Raw genomic sequence first — 18,567 nt, forward strand, 5'->3', positions numbered from 1 at the left:
TGAGCATTACAGGACACATTCTGCGGAGCAGATTCGGTATGCTGTCAAAAAGCTTGCGTATAGACATCATCCTGCCGTTTGACTTGATAGCCTTTTGCAGTATTCCTATCTCCGAGCTGTTTGCGGAACTGCCGGGAGCGGGTATCTTTGCGGAAAGGTCGGCTGCAAGCTCTTTTATGGACAGAGTTGAGAAATCATCGAGGACTTCTCCGAATTTTCTGATTGTATCCTCGAAGAGTGTTCCCTGGAACCTTGAAAGCACACTGCTGCGTGAGATAGTGCTCGTTACCATAGCCTTGCTGATATCGCAGTCAAAGGCTGCCACAAGCTGTTCCGTGGGGACTTCGCCGTTTATATAAGCGTCGGCTACATTGCCGATGCCATACTCCCTGAGCTTATTGCATATAGTGACGATACCCGTCCATTCCTTGAGCTGCGGGAGCTCTTCAATAACTGCGTCTGCTTTCATCTGAGCATCGCTGCCCCAGTTCTCGCCTGTTATGAGCTTGTCCGTATTTATGCCTAAATTGCTGCGGAGCTGTGAAGCAACATTTTCAAGAGCAGAATAGTCGGCAACTATCTTTGAGGTATCGCCGTTTATACCTGTTGTAAGGCTGTCGCAGAGCTTCTGCTTTATCTCGGGAGAGAAGGTGGACTGAGCCACTCTTTCACCAAGCTCGGTGGAACGTGCGACAATGCTCTCAACAGCGTTCCAGTCTGCATTCTCGTCAAGCTTCAGTGTGCCGAAATACTTCACAAGCTCGGGCTGTGCCGATGTTACCTGTTCTTTCAGAGCGTTGAACTGATTTATCTTGTCATAGTACTGTGTTATATTTTCCTTTGTGACCGCCGAAGCTGACTTTGCGTGAGCAGCAAGCTCCTTTACGAGCTTCTTGCTGCCAATGCTCTTTGCAAGGAACCACTTGCCCTGTGCGGTTTTCCACCTTACAAGGGCATCGGAAGCGTTGTATGTCAGCACTGACGGCTCAAACTGTGAAAGGAGCTCGTCCTTTACCTGAGAAAGGGACTTACCTGTACCGATAAGTGCCTGTGCAGGCTCTTTGAAGCCGTTCCAGCGGCTGTCACTTATGATATTCGGCAGAAGCTGCTCACCCTTTGCAGAGGCTGTGATTATCTCAGCTGCAAGCTTGCATTCCTCAAAGGTCATTTCACTGCTGCCCGTAAACGACGCAAGCTGAGCAGTATCGCCCTGTGCTGCCGTAAGAGCTGTTTTCAGCTCCTTGAGCTTTGCTTCCATAGCTCCGCGTGTCTCGGGAGTACATTCCGAAAGCTCGCAAACACCGAGAGCTGTTGTCGTAACATCTCCGAACTCACGGCCTGCCGCCGCAAGGCTTTCAAGAGTATCTCTCCATGCAGTGTAGGAAGTCTCGCTCATGGCGTCAAGCTGCTCGTTGGTGAATGTGAACTTTCCGCCGGAGCTGCTGTTCTTTTCATATCTTACCGCTGCATCGTACATTGAGCAGCCGAAATTGCGCTTTTTGTGTATCTCCTCCATAGTGCCGTTGAGCTCCTTACGCATTTCGGCTATCCTGTCTGCCTGTGCCTTATACTCAGCAGGCTTCTTGATACGGCCTACATTAAGAGTTTCCTCAAGCTGTTTGAGAACGGCTCTCTTCTGGGCTTTATTGGAGTGGAGCTCTATGCAGAACGGTCCGAGTCCCACTTTGTTCAGACGCTTTTCAACTACGGACAGCGCGGCCATTTTCTCAGCGACAAAGAGTACGGACTTTCCCTGATACAGTGCGCTTGCTATCATGTTCGTGATAGTCTGCGACTTACCGCTTCCGGGAGGTCCGTGAAGCACGAAGCTCTTGCCCTTTGAGGCTGCATATACTGCTGCAAGCTGAGAAGAATCGGCACTAAGCGGAACTACAAGATCTGTAGGAGCTACATTATTGTCAAGGTCGAGTGGAGATATATAGAGGTCGTCCCCTGCCCACTCGGTCTTACCCGAGATAAGGCTTGCAACTACCTTGTTTTTGGCGAGCTCGTCCGCACGGTTGCGGATATCGTTCCACATAATGAAACGGTTGAAAGAGAACTGCCCTATAAAGGCATAGTCAACTATATCCCAGCGGGGCTGTGACATGATGTTCTGTCTTACGGTATTCAGTATTAGCTGAAGATCAACGCCGTTTTCGTCCTCGGGCACGGGATCAAGTCCCTTGATATCTATACCGTAGGTCTGGCGTATGTACTCCAGCATGGTAATGTTTACCTGAGTATCCTCGTCGCGCATACGGATAGCATAGGCTTTCTCCTGAACCTTGCGGATAATATCAATCGGTACAAGTATGAGCGGAGCATAGCGCGGCTTATCACTTTTTTCAGTCTCGTACCAGCGCAGGAAGCCAAGTGCAAGGTAAATTGTATTTACGCCGTTTTCTTCCATGCTTACCTTTGCCTGTCTGTGGAGCTTCTTCATTATCTTTTCAAGTTCTGATTCCTTAAGGAAAGTACGCAGACGGTGACTTTTGAACTCCGACTCGGAGATAGTTGTGATTATATCCTTATCGTTCTCTATTTCATATATCTTGCTGTCGGACATCTGAAGCGTCATATCGTTGGGCATTGGCATTACCTTGAAGTCCTCGCCGTTGGATATCTCGTCCTCAAGTACGCCGAGGTCGCTTACCATGAGCTGAACGCTCATTGCTGTTGCACGGAAGTTGAGAAGGCTGTTCCTCAGGCTCAGGTCAAGGAGCTTTCTCTCCCACATTACCTGCTTAGTGACCTCCCGTGCCTCTCCGCTTACAGCCTGTGCGGAAATATCTATCTCATTGGGAGCTGAGGTTATCTCAGATTTTTTACGTGCGCCGTAGTCCACTGCCTTGAAGGTTCCGTTCTCGGAAATTCTTGACGGTACGGGACGTATGCCGCTTGAACGTGTACGGCTGATATCTATTGCAAAGCAGAACTTTGCATCATCGTCAAGGTGTGCGGCAGCGTGTTTTTCCGCGCTGTCAAAATCCGTGTTCTTGCCCGCTACGAAATCAGTACACTCCACAAGACTTATCGCGTCTATACCATGAGCGATACGCTTTGTGAGAGCTGACATATCATACTGCAGGCAGTCAGAGAAGGTCTCCTCCTCCAGCCAGCAGCCTGCAAAGGCATGTCCCTGAACTATAACCATAAGAGGATTGAGCCCCGCAGCTTCAAGGCATGAGCAGTAGAGCACGGCAAGGTCAAGGCAGGTACCCTGTCCTGTCTCAAGGACTGCATCGGGCATACGTATACGCTGAGCTTCCTCAAAGCTTGCGGGAGGCATGGTATATGCGATATTCTTCTCCTGCAATGCCGCATATATCGCTCCCATCTGCTGTTTTACTATATTTGGGTTCTTAGTCTGATAGCCTGTAAATGACGGATCGCCGCACCATTTTTTCAGGTAAGCTCCTGCCGCTGCTACTATCTCCTGCACCTTCGGATGATTGGGAGCAACAAATGCAGCCGCAGTTTCGGGCATGAAGTTTATTCCCGACCACTGGTCATAGGCAAGGAGCTCGATGCTCCTGCTTTCCTCGGAGATCACCTCGTCGCCGATAAAAGCCTGTATGGTAACGCTTCCCACAAGCTTTTCCGTAAGGCTGAAAAGATAGTCAGACAGCAATATGATATTCACAGGAGAGATCTCCACAGGCTGTGACGGCTTAAGGTCAACAGGCACAGACTCGAATACCTTTGCAAATTCAGGTTCAAAGCTTATCCTGAGCCGAACATTTTTCAGTTCTTCATCAGTATTATTGGTCATTACCATATTTCTGAATACCGGAACATAGTTCTGCTGCATTGCAAAATTGATCTGAGCAGTCATATTGCCGCCAAATGTTATCTTATTTTCCATACAGTCCTCCATTCTGCCATCGGCGATACATAATACTATTTCTATAATACCACATTTTGATTTATTTTACAATATTTACCGCAAAAAAAGTAAACAAAAAGCTGCCCGAAGGCAGCTTTTAACGTATTACAGATAGGATCAGCTTTTATGTACGATAACTCCGCCTGTCTTGTAAATACTGTCAGACGGGATAACTCCTCTTACGCAGCTTGTAGGGTAAATATTTGAATTTGAACCGACAACTGTACCCGGATTGAGAACGCTGTTGCAGCCGACCTCTACATGATCGCCCAGCATTGCACCGATCTTCTTGATACCTGTCTCGATCTTCTCGTCGCCTGACTTGATGACCACATTGGTCTTGTCTGACTTTACGTTTGAGGTTATGGAGCCTGCGCCCATATGCGACTTATAGCCGAGAATACTGTCGCCGACATAATTATAGTGGGGAGTCTGCACATTGTCGAAGAGGATAACATTTTTGAGCTCGACGGAGTTTCCGACTACGCAGTTCTCACCAACAAGAGCGCTTCCTCTGATAAAAGCTCCGTGGCGTACCTCTGTGCCTGCACCGATTATACACGGAGCTCCGAGGTATGCTGTGGGGAAAACCTTTGCTGTCTTATGCACCCATACGTTTTCCGACGGATTGTCATACTCGTCGCTGCTGAGTGTTTTTCCGAGCTCGATAATGAAGCTGCTGATGCCCTTGAGCGCTTCCCATGGGTATGTGAACCTGCTGAGGTAATCCTTTGCAGCTGTATGAGAAAGATCATAAAGCTCCGCAATAGTGATATTATTCATTTTCAATTCCACTCCTGATATTCATAAATATTGCACATATAATTATACTCCCCATACAGCATATTGTCAAGGATTTAAGGAATTTTTGTACTTACCATTACGTGCTTTACATTTAAGGCATAATATGGTACAATAAATATGCGCGGATATTTCCGCAGGCGCATCAAACACAGGAAGTGTAAAAAATGATAAAAACTATTCTTGGCAGGATAAGGATACCCGTTATCCTCCTGCTTGTTATATTATCCCTTGCAGCAGCTGCGCTGACCATAGCATCTGCAAAAAAGAGCTCTCACGAAGCAGCTGCGGCAAACAGCTGCAAAGCCGCATTAAATGCCGAACCCGTGACTGCGGAAACTGCTGCTGTGTCTGCAAGTACAGAGGCAGCGACAACTTCTTCTGTCAGGACCGCAGCGACTTCCACAGCATCAGTCAGTACAGCATCGGAAACAACAACTTCCGTCACAACTGCTGCCGAAGATGTATGCAAGCCCCAGAGATATGTGGGAACTTCGTCAAACAGCGCCCTTTATCAGGAAAACCTCTTTACGGCAGGTGACTCTATCACTCTCGGACTGAGATATTACGGATTTATCCCCCGCGAGCACAGTATCGCAGGCGATTCCGTATCTATGTGGAATCTCTCGCATTTCAGCTTCACAGTCGGCTCGGAGGAGCTCGGGCTTGTGGACGCTGTTGAAAGGCTGCATCCGAAAATGCTGTATATGTGGCTCGGAATGAACGACGTAAACCTGAATATGCCGCAGAAATTCGTGAAAAAGTACAGCGAAGTGATAGACGAGATACGTGAGCGTATCCCCGATATAATTATTATAGTTGCAGCTGTTACTCCTGTAGGCTCGGGCTGCAAGGTGGTCAAAAATACAATAATCCGCGATTACAACGCGGCTCTCATGGAGATGGTAAAGCGTATAGACTCTCCCAGCGTGCTGTTTTTCGACGACTATTCCGTTATCTGCGACGACGATCTTTGCCTAACAAACGGATACAGCTCCGGAGACGGTATGCACCTGTATATTCCCTGCTATACGGATATACTCACAGCTCTTTTCGACTATCTCGATACCACAGATGTAAAAACAAAGCTTGAGACTAAATGAAAAAGCTGCCATACGGCAGCTTTTTATCATGTATTCTTGTCAACCTCGTGGAACTTCTTGAGATTGCCGATCTTTTCATTCCTCTCGTCAAGCACTCTCTCGACGTCGGACCAGTCAAGTCCCTGATTTGCACAGAGTACCATTACATGATACAGCAGATCGTTTATCTCGTTCATGAGCTCGTCGTTATCCCCGTTCTTTGCAGCGATAACAGTCTCTGTAGCCTCCTCGCCTACCTTCTTGCATATCTTGTCTACTCCCTTTTCAAAAAGATAGCAGGTATATGAATTCTCTGCGGCAGTTCCGTTCTCGAACTGCTTTTTTCTTTCCTTGATAACTTCAAATATTTCCTGATAAACTGTCATTATTCATTCTCCTCCGTATTATATATTTCGTTAAAAAAGCAGCTGTAGCTTCCTGTGTGGCAGGCAGCTCCCGTCTGCTCAACATTTACAAGCAGTGTATCGTTGTCGCAGTCTCCGTATATGGAAACTACCTTCTGCAGATGTCCTGAAGTTGCGCCCTTGTTCCAGTACTCCTGACGGGAACGGCTCCAGAACCATGTATAGCCTGTTTCGAGAGTTTTTTTGAGGCTCTCCTTGTTCATATACGCAAGCATAAGAACTGTTTTTGTATTGACCTCGTAGCATATCGCAGGGATAAGCTCACCCTTCACGAAGAACTTGTCGAGGTCATTAATGTCGATCTTTATCATATTAACTCCTTTTAGTTTTTATCAAGCAAATGTTTTATCATACGCTTCGGATCGTCCATAAAGGCTTTCATTGCGCCGTATGTCTCTGTGTTCTCATAATTGGTCTCTGTAACGCCATTTTCCGTCAGCTCATAGATGACTGAACCGGGATATGCAAGTACTATTGGCGAATGAGTTGCGATAATGAACTGGCTTCCCTGTTCCGCAAGCTCATTTATCCTTACAAGCAGCGACATCTGCCTTGACGGCGAAAGTGCCGCCTCAGGCTCGTCGAGTATATACAGACCGTGCCCCTTAAAGCGGTTCATAACAAGGGAGAAAAAGCTCTCACCGTGAGACTGCTCATGAAGCGATACTCCGCCGTATACATCAAGTATTTCGCTGCCGAGAGTGTCAATATACGAAGCTGCATTATAAAAGCTCTCAGCTCTGAGGAAAAAGCCTGTTTTCGGACGCTCAATGCCGCGTACGAGCTTTATTGCACTGTGGAGCGGCGAATGGGTCTCCTTTGTGGAAAAGGAAAAATTCAGTGAGCCGCCTTCTGCATTGAAACCGCACTTCACGGCTATCGCTTCAAGCAGAGTGGATTTGCCCGTGCCGTTCTCGCCGACAAAATAAGTAACAGGGCTTTTAAATCCCAGCTCCTCCCTTTGAGCAAGACTTTTCACGGCAGGGAGCTTTGCGGCATAGCCAAGCTCCTCTGTGATCCTTTCAAGCTTTACGCTTCTTATATACATCAGCGAACGATAACGCCCTTGCTGCGGCAGTAGTCCTTGACCTGTCCCACTGTGAGCTCCTTAAAGTGGAAAAGCGAAGCCGCAAGGGCAGCAGTTGCTCCTGTTTTCTCGAACACTTCATAGAAATCGTTTATCTTTCCCGCACCGCCGCTGGCGATAACAGGTATGGAGCAGTTGTCACATACAGCTTTCAGCATAGGGATATCGAAGCCTTCCTTAGTACCGTCAGCATCTATGGAGTTAAGGCATATCTCGCCCGCACCGAGCTTTTCGATCGTGTGTACCCAGTCGATAAGGTCTATGCCCATATCCTTTCTGCCGCCGTTTATATAAACTGTCCACTTGTTATCGGCTATCTTCTTTGCGTCGATGCCTACGCATATGCACTGACTGCCGAATATATCAGCTCCATCCTTGATGAGCTGAGGGTTCTGCACAGCCTGTGAGTTTACAGATACCTTGTCAGCTCCTGCACGGAGCGCTTCGCGGATATCGTCAACAGTCTTTATACCGCCGCCTACTGTAAGCGGTACAAAAACCTTTTTTGCCGTATCTCTTACTACATCGAGGAAAACTCCGCGCCCCTCGAATGAAGCAGTTATATCATAGAATACCAACTCGTCTGCTCCCTGTTTGTTGTACTCCTCTGCACATTCAACAGGGTCACCAACGTCACGTACTCCTTCAAAATTTACGCCCTTTACGACCTTGCCGTTTCTAACATCAAGGCAAGGGATTATTCTCTTTGCAAGCATTTATTTCACTTCCTTAATTTAGTTCCTATTATCGCTCCTGTTATCATAAATACAGTCAAAACGATCTCGCCGATGATTATATAACGTTTTGACTTCTTCAGCCTTACTTTGCTGTCAATCGCTATAAAAGCCCACGGTATAATAAATAATGGCAGTCCCTGAAAATTCCTTATGGGTATTCCGAATGTAAACATTCTCGTCTGATGTATAACGCAGTGCGCCCATATAGTGTAAAATACCGCCCAGAAAAGCTTCATTGCATCAAAAGCGATAAGTACAGTCTTTCTGACGAATACATTATCCTCTTCGCTCAACTTTTTGCTTATATGCTTTGCCTTATTTACAGCAAAACTTCCGATGGTGAATACTGTAGCCAGTCCGAACCCAGCCATAAACGGGAAGAAAGCCAGCCACTTTGAAGCGTAAACATCGAACTCGTTGTCCTCGCCGTAATGTATGCCTATCTGTTCGGGAAAGCCCTTATACACCACGAGCATATACACGAAATACACAAAGAGCATACCAAATGAAAGGATATTTACAGCTGCGGGCAGCCTTTTTATTATTTTTTCATTCATTTGAATACTCAATAGCTTCTCTAAGATTCAAAGTTCCCTTGTATATGGACTTTCCGCAGATAGTTCCGTAAAGTCCCATTTCCTTGCAGGCGATAATGTCGTCCATAGTGTGAACACCACCGCTTGCAACGATATTTGCTCTGCCCTCAGTTGCGTCTGCAAGCTTTTTGAGCTGTTCGCGGTTTACGCCTGAGAGTGTACCGTCCTTTGAAATATCGGTGAAAATGAAATACTTCACGCCTGCTTCTATCATCTTGTTTGCAAGGTCGATATAGTGTACATCAGAGCTTTCGAGCCAGCCCTCTGTAGCTACCATTTCATTCATTGCATCTATCCCTACAACTATCTTTTCACTGCCGAATTTCTCAACGGCTTCACAGACAAGCTTAGGATCTTTCAGAGCTACCGAGCCGAGAATAACTCTTGTGATACCCATGTCAAGGTACTCTTTTATAGTTTCCAGACTGCGGATGCCGCCGCCAAGCTCCACCTTTAAATTGGTTTTTTCGGCTACGTCAGTATATATCTTTGTATTGACGGGTCTGCCCTCTTTGGCGCCGTCAAGGTCTACCATGTGTATCCACTGAGCTCCTGCTTTCTCGAAGCTCTTTGCAGTCTCAAGGTAGTCGGAAGCGACCTTTTCAACTGTGGAAAAGTCACCCTTGAAAAGGCGGACACAGTTTCCGTCCTTTATGTCGATCGCGGGGAATATTATCATATATCTTCTCCTTTTACTGTTTGGTGTTTATACTCCCGCATACCTTTCACAGGAGTAACGCTGTTCCTTAATATCAAATATTTCAATATACGGAACATTATCATTATATATCCAGCGCTCTATATAAAGCGGTCTGAGAACGAACAGGCGTTCATTCTTCAGGGCGGTATATGCGTCGAACGAGCCTCTGAAGCACTCACGGAACACAGCTGAAAATCCGTCATTTTCAAGGGGATGTCCCAGTTCGCTGCATATGCCCTCTATCTGTATATTGTCAATACACAGAGCAGCATTTCTGTTGACAGAAAGCTGATGATATTTCCGCAGCTCAGTATCGGTCTGAAAATAGAAGTCTCCGTTTATCTGTACAACGCTCATCATTCGTGACGAAACCCTGTCGTTTTCAGATGTGGAAAGCACCATTTTCCTGCCTTTTCCGAAGTCTTTAAAGAGCTGCTCAAGCTTTTCCGAAAACTTCTCCATATCATATGCCTTTCATAAGCTTGTTTTTTATCATATCTGCGTATTCCGCCGACAGACCGATATATTCAAAGTATCTTTCTGCTGTACCGAAACGCTCCGTAAACAGCTCAATGAAGCCGATCATGCTCTTTTCATTAGCAAGAACGATATTTCTGTCGACCTCAGGGTGAGCTGCAAGAAACGCTTCAAGCCTTTTATGGTTGTACTCACGGCTGATGACATAATCCCTTACTACAGACTCAATGTCAACACCGCAAGTCATGAGTATTATCGCAGCCACGACGCCTGTCCTGTCTTTTCCTGCTGTGCAGTGAAAAAGGACACCTTCTTCTGCTTCCGCAATAACTTTCATCACCTTAGGCATATTCTCGGCATTGGCTATTGTCATATATGAAAGCGGCACAGCCTCAAGGCTTTCGGGAACTCCGCTTCCTTCGGTTATAGGAAAATGATGATACTCAAACTCAGCCATATCTGCCAGAGCATTGGCAGTTTTCTGCCTTTCTGCTTCTGTCCGCAAATCTATTACAGTAGTTACACCGGCGGAAAGCAGGAGTTCAACGTCCCTGTCTGTAGGATTTTCGGGAACATCACTGCGCCAGTACACGTTATTTTTCGTTATACCGCCGTCAGCAGTTCTGAACCCTCCAAGCTCGCGGGTGTTGTTTGAACACGAAAGCAGACTTTTGCATATCATATAAGCTCTCCGAAGCTGCGGAGTATCTTAAGTCCTGTCTCTCCGCTCTTTTCGGGGTGGAACTGCGCTCCGTAGACGTATTTTCCGTCGTATACCAGCGCGGGGACTCTTCCGCCATAATCGGCATACGCAGCAATGTTTTTATCCTCGCAGTGTGCCTTATAAGAGTGAACGAAGTAAACGTACTCGTCATCTCCCACTTCTTCAAGAAGCGGACAGTCATTGAGCTTTTCGAGTCTGTTCCAGCCCATATGAGGGATTATAAGCCCGGGCTCCTCCATTTTTCTGACACTTCCGCCGATAAGTCCGAGACCGTCGCACTCCTCGAACTCATATCCCTTTTCAAATATGAGCTGCATACCGAGGCAAATGCCGAGGAATGGCTTCCTTGCCGATTCTTCCTTGATAGTGTCAACAAGTCCCGTAGCTTCAAGCTTTTTCATAGCCGCAGGAAAAGCGCCTACACCCGGAAGTATCACAGCGTCCGCAGCCTTTACGGACTCCTTGTCACTGACAAGCCTGTTTTCAAATCCGAGATAGTCCAAAGCATTCTTTACGCTGAAAATGTTTCCTGCACCGTAGTCGATTATAGCTATCATCAGAGAACTCCTTTCGTGGACAGTGTCGAACCGTCCTTGTTCTCGGTAACGGCGGTTTTCAAAGCGTGTGCAACTGCTTTGTATACTGCCTCTGCCTTGTGGTGATCATTGCTTCCGCAGAGAAGGTTTATGTGCAGAGTCATGCCCGAATTAAAGGCAAATGCACGGAAGAACTCCTCTGTCATGCAAAGGTCGTACTCACCGCAGCTCTGATTGGTAAAATCGCAGTTGAATACAAGGAAAGGGCGGTTGCTGAGGTCGAGGCTTGCCATAGCAAGAGCCTCGTCCATAGGGATATAAGCCGTACCGTAACGGACTATTCCCGATTTTGCGCCGAGAGCCTTTCCGAGAGCCTGTCCTATCGCAATTCCCGTATCCTCTATAGTGTGGTGGCAGTCAACATGAAGATCGCCCTTCACCTTAACGCTCATGCTGATACCGCTGTGAACGGAAAGAGCTGTGAGCATATGGTCAAAAAAGCCTATACCTGTGTCGATCTCAGCCTTTCCCTTTTCGTCAAGGGCAATATTCACACTGATCTGTGTTTCCTTTGTTACTCTTTCGATTTCAGCCTTTCGCATAGTGACCTCCCTTTATTTTGAATAATACTTTTCAAGCACTTCAATAAAACGTGCGTTTTCTTCCGCACTTCCGGCGGTAACTCTTATAAATCCGCTGAATTTCCTTATTGCAATGGAATTATCCAGCATATACTTATATATCTTCTCAAATTCCTCAGTTTTTATCAGTATAAAGTTGGTACAGGTCTCATATACCTTTTCAAAGCAGTTATATCTCTCGTTTATTGAGACGATGTCACTGTAAAGCTGCTTTGTGTTCTTTATGATAATGTCGCGGCAGTCTGCAAGATACTGCTTCTCGGAAAGTATATCCGAAACGATGGTCTGTGCGACCGTATCATTGTTATAAGGTGATTTTGCAGCTCTTATGGCGTTGGTTATGGTCTTGTTCGCAACGGCAAATCCGAATCTTACGGCAGCAAGTCCGATAGCCTTTGAACAAGTCTTGAGTATGAGCAGATTATCATACTTATCCACATCTGCAAGCAGCGACTGATCCCAGAAGTCCATATATGCCTCGTCAAGTATGACAAGAACTCCGTCAAGAGCTTCAATGATCTTTCTTACCGAAGCCCTGTCAAGTCCGATAGATGTTGGATTGCAGGGATTTGAGAAAATAAGTCCCTTTGCCTTGTTTTCCTTACAGAAAGCAATGAGCTTATCAGCGTTTATGGTAAGATCGGCTTCCTTCTGATAGGTCCTGACGTTTACCTCATAAAGCTGTGCATAGAACTCATACATTGAAAAGTCGTGGGATACATTTACTATCGTATCCCCTGCCTCAAAGAAGCAGCCCTCAATAATGCTTATAAGCTCATCAGAGCCGTTTCCTGCGCTGATAAACTCCTCGGGTATGCCGTAAAGCTCAGCAAAGGCCTTTGTGGGAGCTTTGGCAAGACAATCGGGATAGCGGTTGAAGTCAATCTGCGAAATGCTCCTGCTTATCTTCTCCTTTAAGCTGTCAGATAAGTTGAAACAGCTCTCGTTTGCATCAAGTCTTATATCATAGTGACCTGTAATAGGATCATAGGGCACTAAATTTACCAGCTTTTTATTCAGTTTATAACTCATAATATATCCTTTCAAAAAAACACCTATAGGGCAGCTCTGTTTCAAGCCGCCCCATTGCGTGATTCAGTCTTCAAATCTTACCTTTATGGCATTAGCGTGAGCTGTAAGTCCCTCGCGCTCTGCGATAAGTACAATGTCGTCCTTAGCCTGTCTGAGAGCTTCCTCAGTGTAGTAGGTATAAGCAGTACGCTTTGTGAAGCTTGCCACGCCGAGAGGCGAGAAGAACCGTGCCGTGCCGCTTGTAGGCAGAACATGATTAGGTCCTGCGTAGTAGTCGCCGAGCGGCTCTGAAGCATAGTTTCCGAGGAATATGGAGCCTGCATTGTCAAGGCTTCCGAGAAGCTCAAAGGGATTTTCCATAAGTACTTCAAGGTGCTCGGGAGCTATCTCATTTGCAAGCTCGACACACTTTTCACGGCTGTCCGCAATGATTATTGCGCCGTAATCCTCAAGAGACTTTGTGATTATATCCTTTCTTGAAAGATATTCCTTCTGTCTCTCTATTTCCTTTATTGTACCGTCAGCAAGCTTTTCGCTTGTTGTTACCATTATCGCGGAAGCAAGCACATCGTGCTCTGCCTGTGACATAAGGTCGGCAGCCGCAAACTTCGGGTTTGCGGTATCGTCAGCGATAACAAGTATCTCGCTCGGACCTGCTATCATATCTATATCAACAATGCCGTAAAGAAGCTTCTTTGCGGTAGCCACATAGATATTTCCGGGGCCTACTATCTTGTCGCACTTGGGTATCTCCTCCGTTCCGTATGCAAGAGCAGCTATAGCCTGTGCGCCGCCCGATAGGAATACTCTGTCAACTCCGCAGATGGCGGCAGCCACAAGTATATCCTTATTTGGAGTACCGTCCTTGAGGGGCGGAGTTACCATGATTATCTCCTCAACGCCTGCTATTTTTGCAGGTATTGCGTTCATGAGCACGCTTGACGGATAAGCCGCTGTACCGCCCGGTACATAGAGACCTACCCTGTGCAGACCGCGTATGCGCTGTCCCATTATAACGCCGTTCTTCTTGGGCGATATGAAGCTCTGCTCCACCTGTCTGTTGTGGAAATCAGCAATATTCTCCTGTGCATTGAGAAGTGCATCCACAAACTCCTGATCTGCTTCCGTAAGAGCATCGTTTATGACCTCACGGGGAACTTCATAATACTTTGGGAGATTGCCGTCAAACTTCAAAGTATAGTTCTTAACGGCTTCGTCACCGTTGTTTTTAACTTTTTCTATTATCTCCGATACGACCTCTGTGACCTTTTTACTGGTCTCGCCGCTTCTCTTTTTCAGGTCATTGAGAAAAGCGACCTCGTCGGTACCGTTAGCAAATATTTTCTTCATCAAAGATTCTCCTCTATCAATGTGATAAGTCGGTCTATTTCGGCGTGTCTCATTTTCAGACTTACAGTATTTGCGATAAGTCTTGCGGAAATAGGAGCAACGTCCTCAATGACCTCAAGTCCATTCTCTTTAAGAGTCGTACCTGTCTCAACAATATCAACGATACCGTCGGCAAGCTCAAGGAGAGGTGCGAGCTCAACAGAGCCCTCTATCTTGATTATCTCGGTGTCCATGCCCTTTTTCTCAAAGAACTTTCTCGCAACATTGGGATACTTTGTAGCGATAGTCTTTATTCCGTAGCCGCTGTAGAAATCGTAGCCCTTCTTTGCAGCAAGAGCAAATTTGCACTTTCCGAAACCGAGGTCAACAAGCTCATAGAACTTGCCCCTCATTTCCATTATAGTATCCTTGCCTACAACTCCCATATCGCACACACCGTGCTCAACATATGTTATAACGTCGTTTGCCTTGGCAAGAACTACTTCAAGATTTGCGTCAGGTACGGGGAGTATGAGCTTTCTGCCTTTTTCGCGGACTGCTGTACAGTCAAAGCCTAGCTTTTCAAGAAGACCGACCGTATCCTTTTCAAGTCTGCCCTTTGTAAGAGCCATTCTTATAGGCTTGTTCATATGGAGACCTCCTTGCTTTCGCCGTCAATAACTACTACCTTTGCTATCTTCTTCTCTATGGCGTATTCACGAACGCTCTCGATATCGTCAAACAGTGCGTTCTCGACTATAAGTCCCTGCTCGCGGAGCTCACGTGCAGCCTTTATGGCAGCTACCTCGCAGCCCTCCTCAGCAAATACGATAACGTCAGCCTTAGGCTCGGCAGGAAGCACATCGCTCTTCTCCATGAGCTTTGCAACAGCGTTTATATTTACTGCAAAGCCAACTGCTGGAACATCATACCCGAACTCGGAAATGAGCTTGTCATAGCGTCCGCCCGAAAGGACTTCCTCACCATGTCCCTGTAAATAGCCCTTTATGATAAGACCTGTGTAGTAATCCGTCTTATTAACAAGTCCGAGGTCAACTGTGATAGTACCATCACCGCCGCAGAGCTCGGAAGCGTCTGCGTATATCTCTCTCAGCTCGTCAAGTATGCGCTTGATATTTTCATCGGGCATGAGCTCCTCAGCCTTTTCAAATACTTCCTCGCCGCCGAAGAGAGCAGGAAGCTTTTTGAGCGCATTTGTAACAGGAGAATTTCCGAAGCTGTCAAGCATATCATTGAGTGCAGGGAAATTCTTGTTTTCTATGAGCTTTCTAATACTTTCCTTGTCATGCTCAGAAGCTTCAAGCTTGCCCACGAGCTCCTTGAAAATGCCTATATGACCGAGCTCGAGTGAAAACTCCATGCCGAAGGAATTAAGAGAATCAACAGCTGTGGATATGACCTCAAGATCAGCGATCTTAAGCTGTGAACCGATAAGCTCGATCCCCGCCTGAACTACCTCGTCGCTTCTTCCCTTCAATGAAGGCTCTGTGGTATATACTGCCTGAGCATAGCAGAGCTTCAGCGGAAGGTCTGCGTCCCTGAGACGTGTGGCAACTATTCTTGCAATAGGCATGGTCGTATCGGGACGCATAACAAGAAGTCTGCCCTTGCTGTCGGTGAGCTTGTAAAGGTTCTCCTGCGGGAAATAGCGTGAATTAAGATTGAATACATCATAGAACTCAAGTCCGGGAGTTATAGTCTCGCTGTAGCCGCGGCTCTTGAACAGATTCATAAGTGTATTCTCTATATTTCTTCTTACTATACACTCTCCGAAGAGCAGATCCTTTGTGCCCTCGGGAGTTATAAGATCGTAATTTTTCATTTTTTTACCTCCTCATCATTCCACTTTAGTCTGCTAACATGATAATATGATAACATATTACTAAGAGAAAGTCAAGTCAAAAGAAGGACATCTGTGTGGATTCGGGCAAATCACCAAATGCACCTATGTTTTTCAACATATCAATTGTTGTTTTTGACGCTCCGCTTTCGGACTGGAACTCCTCAATAGACATGAAGCCGCCCTTCTGTACTGCCTCGTAAATGCCCTTTGCAGCGTTGTCTCCGACGCCGCTCATGGCTGAGAACGGTATTCTCAGCTTGCCGTCCTCAACAAGATAATCCGTGGCATGCGACTTGAAAAGGTCGATCGGCAGGAACTCATAGCCTCTCGACATCATCTCGTTCGTAATAAGAAGTATATCATAGAGAGCGCTGTCCTTGTTGGTCTTGTCGTTTCCGAGAGACTTTATCTCTTCGATCTTTGCCCTTACGGCAGCCTTGCCCTTTATGGCAAGCTCTGCGTCAAAATCCTCTCCTCTTACAGAGAAGTATGTAGCGTAATACTCCAGCGGCATATGCAGCTTGAACCAGCCAAGCTTTATGGCAGCGATTACGTATGCAGCAGCATGAGCCTTCGGGAACATATACTTTATCTTCAGACAGCTCTCGATATACCACTCGGGGACGTTGTGGTCGCGGAGCATCTGTATTATCTCGGGAGTAAACTGCTTGGGAGCCTTTCCCTTACGTGTCCATTCCATTATCTGGAAAGCCATCTTCGGCTCTACGCCTTTATATAAAAGATAGGTCATAATGGAGTCACGGGTTCCGATAACGTCGGAAATGGTACACACACCGTTGTCGATAAGGTCCTTAGCGTTGCCGAGCCATACGTCCGTACCGTGTGAAAGTCCCGATATCTGCAAAAAGTCGCTGAACTTTGTCGGCTTTGCGTCAAGGAGCATCTGTATGGTAAAGCCCGTACCCATCTCAGGTATGCCGAGGCTTCCTGTCTTGCAGTAGATATCCTCGGGAGTTACTCCCAACACATCGCAGTTGGTGCACATACGTATAACATCGGGATCAGATGTCGGAACATCCTTTATCTTTATGCCTGTCAGGTCCTCAAGGTGCTTATAGAGTGTAGGGACAACGTGTCCAAGCTCGTCAAGCTTAAGGATAGTATCATGCAGTGAATTGAACGTAAAATGAGTTGTTATGATCTCGGAATCCGCAGTATCCGCAGGATGCTGAACGGGGGTGAAGTCATAAACATCATAATCCGACGGGACAACGACCATTCCTCCCGGGTGCTGACCTGTTGTCCTCTTTATGCCGGTACAGCCTATGGCAAGTCTGTTCATTTCCGCATTGTTAAGCGTTATGCCGTTCTCCTCGCAGTACTTCTTTACGTATCCGTATGCTGTCTTTTCCGCGACTACGGAAATAGTTCCCGCCTTGAAAACGTTTGATTTTCCGAAGAGCTTTTCCGTATAGCGGTGAGCCCAGAACTGGTATTCATCGGAGAAGTTAAGGTCGATATCAGGAGCTTTATCACCGTCAAAGCCAAGGAAGGTCTCGAATGGGATATCATGACCGTCACGGTTCATGTCCTTTCCGCAATCCGGACACTTTTTCGGCGGCAGATCGAAGCCCGAGCCGTAAACACCGTCAAGCAGGAACTCGCTGTGCTTGCAGTTGGGACACACATAATGGGGCGGAAGCGGATTTACTTCCGAAATTCCGGCCATCGAAGCCACGAATGACGAACCTACGGAACCACGGGAGCCTACAAGGTAGCCGTTGTCCACTGAGTTCCATACAAGCTTCTGAGCGATAATGTAAAGTACGGAGAAACCATGCTTTATAATAGACGAAAGCTCACGGTCAAGGCGCTTGTCAACAAGCTCGGGAAGCGGGTCGCCGTATATCTCATGTGCCTTGTCATGAGTTATCTTCACAAGCTCTTCTTCAGCGCCTTCGATAGTAGGTGTGAACGTACCCTTTGGTATAGGACGAACTGCCTCTATCTGGTCAGCTATATCATTTGTGTTGGTGATAACTACTTCCTTTGCCTTGTCCTCGCCGAGGTACTCGAATTCAGCCATCATTTCATCGGTAGTCCTCAGATAGAGAGGAGCCTGCTCCTCGGCGTCGCTGAAGCCCATGCTGGCAAGGATTATCTTACGGTAGATAGCGTCCTTCTGATCTATAAAGTGCACATCGCAGGTGGCACAGGTGGGTATTCCGAGCCTGTCTCCGAGAGAAACCACTTCGCGGTTGAAATCGCGGAGCTCCTCGTCGTCACGGGCAATGCCCTTTCTCACCATGAACCTGTTATTGCATATAGGCTGTATCTCAAGGTAATCATAGAACCTTGCAAGCTTGTCTATGTATTCCTGATCGCGCATATCAATTATAGCCTGGAAAAGCTCTCCCGACTCACAGGCACTGCCGAAAATAAGTCCTTCCCTGTACTCGATAAGCTTCGACTTTGGTATAAGGGGCTTTTTGTAGAAATAATCAAGGTTACTGAGTGAAACGAGCCTGTAAAGATTTTTCAGCCCCGCCTGATTGCGGACAAGAATGATATGATGATAGCTTTTCAGCTTCTTTGTCTCTATCTCATTCACAAGAGTATTGAGCTCCTGCAGGGTCTTAAATCCGCGGTCGGTCTTGAGTCTGCCTGCAAGGGCAATATATATCTT

General features: G+C 46.7%; 18 protein-coding genes. 1 reads left to right on the top strand and 17 read right to left on the bottom strand.

Annotated elements, in window-relative coordinates; genetic code table 11:
• Both Q0R37_RS10235 and Q0R37_RS10240 read right to left on the bottom strand, forming a co-directional pair.
• Positions 1-3,868 (bottom strand): DUF4011 domain-containing protein (locus Q0R37_RS10235; protein ID WP_294754103.1); only part of this gene is annotated, 3,868 nt, incomplete at its 3' end.
• Positions 3,869-4,006: 138 nt separating this feature from the next.
• Entirely contained in the window at positions 4,007-4,672 is a 666-nt protein-coding gene (locus tag Q0R37_RS10240; RefSeq protein ID WP_294754105.1) for a UDP-N-acetylglucosamine pyrophosphorylase, read from the bottom strand.
• 185 nt (positions 4,673-4,857) lie between these two features.
• Between Q0R37_RS10240 and Q0R37_RS10245 the strand changes: the two genes are divergently transcribed.
• Positions 4,858-5,793 (top strand): SGNH/GDSL hydrolase family protein, encoded by a 936-nt coding sequence (locus Q0R37_RS10245; RefSeq protein WP_294754108.1) that lies wholly within the window; start codon positions 4,858-4,860, stop codon positions 5,791-5,793.
• 26 nt (positions 5,794-5,819) lie between these two features.
• On the opposite strand, the gene hisE is transcribed toward Q0R37_RS10245, so the two are convergent.
• From hisE to Q0R37_RS10320, 15 genes are all read right to left on the bottom strand, one after another.
• Positions 5,820-6,158 (bottom strand): phosphoribosyl-ATP diphosphatase, encoded by a 339-nt coding sequence (gene hisE, locus Q0R37_RS10250; RefSeq protein WP_028516514.1) that lies wholly within the window; start codon positions 6,156-6,158, stop codon positions 5,820-5,822.
• The gene (hisI, locus tag Q0R37_RS10255) at positions 6,158-6,508 is read right to left on the bottom strand and encodes a phosphoribosyl-AMP cyclohydrolase (RefSeq protein ID WP_294754111.1); all 351 of its coding nucleotides are present in this window, start codon (positions 6,506-6,508) and stop codon (positions 6,158-6,160) included. The genes hisE and hisI overlap by 1 nt, the downstream gene beginning before the upstream one ends.
• 11 nt (positions 6,509-6,519) lie before the next feature.
• Complete coding sequence (locus tag Q0R37_RS10260) at positions 6,520-7,245, bottom strand: AAA family ATPase (RefSeq protein WP_294754112.1); 726 nt, start codon at positions 7,243-7,245, stop codon at positions 6,520-6,522.
• Positions 7,245-8,000, bottom strand: coding sequence for an imidazole glycerol phosphate synthase subunit HisF (gene hisF / locus Q0R37_RS10265; protein ID WP_294754115.1), 756 nt, complete (start codon positions 7,998-8,000; stop codon positions 7,245-7,247). Before hisF ends, Q0R37_RS10260 begins: the two co-directional genes overlap by 1 nt.
• A gap of 5 nt (positions 8,001-8,005) precedes the next feature.
• Complete coding sequence (locus Q0R37_RS10270; RefSeq protein WP_294754117.1) at positions 8,006-8,578, bottom strand: DUF1648 domain-containing protein; 573 nt, start codon at positions 8,576-8,578, stop codon at positions 8,006-8,008.
• Entirely contained in the window at positions 8,571-9,296 is a 726-nt protein-coding gene (gene hisA / locus Q0R37_RS10275) for a 1-(5-phosphoribosyl)-5-[(5-phosphoribosylamino)methylideneamino]imidazole-4-carboxamide isomerase (RefSeq protein WP_294754120.1), read from the bottom strand. The genes Q0R37_RS10270 and hisA overlap by 8 nt, the downstream gene beginning before the upstream one ends.
• Positions 9,297-9,323: 27 nt before the next feature.
• Positions 9,324-9,779, bottom strand: a complete 456-nt coding sequence (locus Q0R37_RS10280; protein WP_294754123.1) for a pyridoxamine 5'-phosphate oxidase family protein — start codon at positions 9,777-9,779, stop codon at positions 9,324-9,326.
• Position 9,780: 1 nt separating this feature from the next.
• Positions 9,781-10,476 carry a tyrosine-protein phosphatase gene (locus tag Q0R37_RS10285; protein WP_294754125.1) on the bottom strand — a complete coding sequence of 232 codons (696 nt, stop codon included), beginning with the start codon at positions 10,474-10,476 and terminating at the stop codon, positions 9,781-9,783.
• A complete protein-coding gene (gene hisH, locus Q0R37_RS10290; protein WP_294754127.1) occupies positions 10,473-11,075 on the bottom strand; it encodes an imidazole glycerol phosphate synthase subunit HisH in 603 nt (200 codons plus the stop codon). Before hisH ends, Q0R37_RS10285 begins: the two co-directional genes overlap by 4 nt.
• A complete protein-coding gene (hisB, locus tag Q0R37_RS10295; RefSeq protein WP_294754129.1) occupies positions 11,075-11,656 on the bottom strand; it encodes an imidazoleglycerol-phosphate dehydratase HisB in 582 nt (193 codons plus the stop codon). The genes hisH and hisB overlap by 1 nt, the downstream gene beginning before the upstream one ends.
• 12 nt (positions 11,657-11,668) lie before the next feature.
• Positions 11,669-12,727, bottom strand: a complete 1,059-nt coding sequence (locus tag Q0R37_RS10300; protein ID WP_294754131.1) for a histidinol-phosphate transaminase — start codon at positions 12,725-12,727, stop codon at positions 11,669-11,671.
• Between the two features lie 63 nt (positions 12,728-12,790).
• The gene (hisD, locus tag Q0R37_RS10305; protein WP_294754134.1) at positions 12,791-14,077 is read right to left on the bottom strand and encodes a histidinol dehydrogenase; all 1,287 of its coding nucleotides are present in this window, start codon (positions 14,075-14,077) and stop codon (positions 12,791-12,793) included.
• Entirely contained in the window at positions 14,077-14,706 is a 630-nt protein-coding gene (gene hisG, locus Q0R37_RS10310; RefSeq protein WP_294754139.1) for an ATP phosphoribosyltransferase, read from the bottom strand. The genes hisD and hisG overlap by 1 nt, the downstream gene beginning before the upstream one ends.
• Positions 14,703-15,899: an ATP phosphoribosyltransferase regulatory subunit gene (hisZ, locus tag Q0R37_RS10315; RefSeq protein WP_294754142.1), complete on the bottom strand. Its 1,197-nt coding sequence runs from the start codon at positions 15,897-15,899 to the stop codon at positions 14,703-14,705. The genes hisG and hisZ overlap by 4 nt, the downstream gene beginning before the upstream one ends.
• A 76-nt stretch (positions 15,900-15,975) precedes the next feature.
• Positions 15,976-18,567: PolC-type DNA polymerase III (locus Q0R37_RS10320; RefSeq protein ID WP_294754145.1), on the bottom strand; the 2,592-nt coding region annotated here is incomplete at its 5' end.

The organism is uncultured Ruminococcus sp. (genome assembly GCF_946415235.1).
GTDB lineage: Bacteria > Bacillota > Clostridia > Oscillospirales > Ruminococcaceae > Ruminococcus.

Excerpts from the sequence above, each read along its gene's own strand:
- Q0R37_RS10240 (WP_294754105.1), bottom strand. The coding sequence starts at position 4,672 with ATGAATAATATCACTATTGCGGAGCTTTATGATCTTTCTCATACAGCT.
- Q0R37_RS10245 (WP_294754108.1), top strand. The coding sequence starts at position 4,858 with ATGATAAAAACTATTCTTGGCAGGATAAGGATACCCGTTATCCTCCTG.
- hisE (WP_028516514.1), bottom strand. The coding sequence starts at position 6,158 with ATGACAGTTTATCAGGAAATATTTGAAGTTATCAAGGAAAGAAAAAAG.
- hisI (WP_294754111.1), bottom strand. The coding sequence starts at position 6,508 with ATGATAAAGATCGACATTAATGACCTCGACAAGTTCTTCGTGAAGGGT.
- Q0R37_RS10260 (WP_294754112.1), bottom strand. The coding sequence starts at position 7,245 with ATGTATATAAGAAGCGTAAAGCTTGAAAGGATCACAGAGGAGCTTGGC.
- hisF (WP_294754115.1), bottom strand. The coding sequence starts at position 8,000 with ATGCTTGCAAAGAGAATAATCCCTTGCCTTGATGTTAGAAACGGCAAG.
- Q0R37_RS10270 (WP_294754117.1), bottom strand. The coding sequence starts at position 8,578 with ATGAATGAAAAAATAATAAAAAGGCTGCCCGCAGCTGTAAATATCCTT.
- hisA (WP_294754120.1), bottom strand. The coding sequence starts at position 9,296 with ATGATAATATTCCCCGCGATCGACATAAAGGACGGAAACTGTGTCCGC.
- Q0R37_RS10280 (WP_294754123.1), bottom strand. The coding sequence starts at position 9,779 with ATGGAGAAGTTTTCGGAAAAGCTTGAGCAGCTCTTTAAAGACTTCGGA.
- Q0R37_RS10285 (WP_294754125.1), bottom strand. The coding sequence starts at position 10,476 with ATGATATGCAAAAGTCTGCTTTCGTGTTCAAACAACACCCGCGAGCTT.
- hisH (WP_294754127.1), bottom strand. The coding sequence starts at position 11,075 with ATGATAGCTATAATCGACTACGGTGCAGGAAACATTTTCAGCGTAAAG.
- hisB (WP_294754129.1), bottom strand. The coding sequence starts at position 11,656 with ATGCGAAAGGCTGAAATCGAAAGAGTAACAAAGGAAACACAGATCAGT.
- Q0R37_RS10300 (WP_294754131.1), bottom strand. The coding sequence starts at position 12,727 with ATGAGTTATAAACTGAATAAAAAGCTGGTAAATTTAGTGCCCTATGAT.
- hisD (WP_294754134.1), bottom strand. The coding sequence starts at position 14,077 with ATGAAGAAAATATTTGCTAACGGTACCGACGAGGTCGCTTTTCTCAAT.
- hisG (WP_294754139.1), bottom strand. The coding sequence starts at position 14,706 with ATGAACAAGCCTATAAGAATGGCTCTTACAAAGGGCAGACTTGAAAAG.
- hisZ (WP_294754142.1), bottom strand. The coding sequence starts at position 15,899 with ATGAAAAATTACGATCTTATAACTCCCGAGGGCACAAAGGATCTGCTC.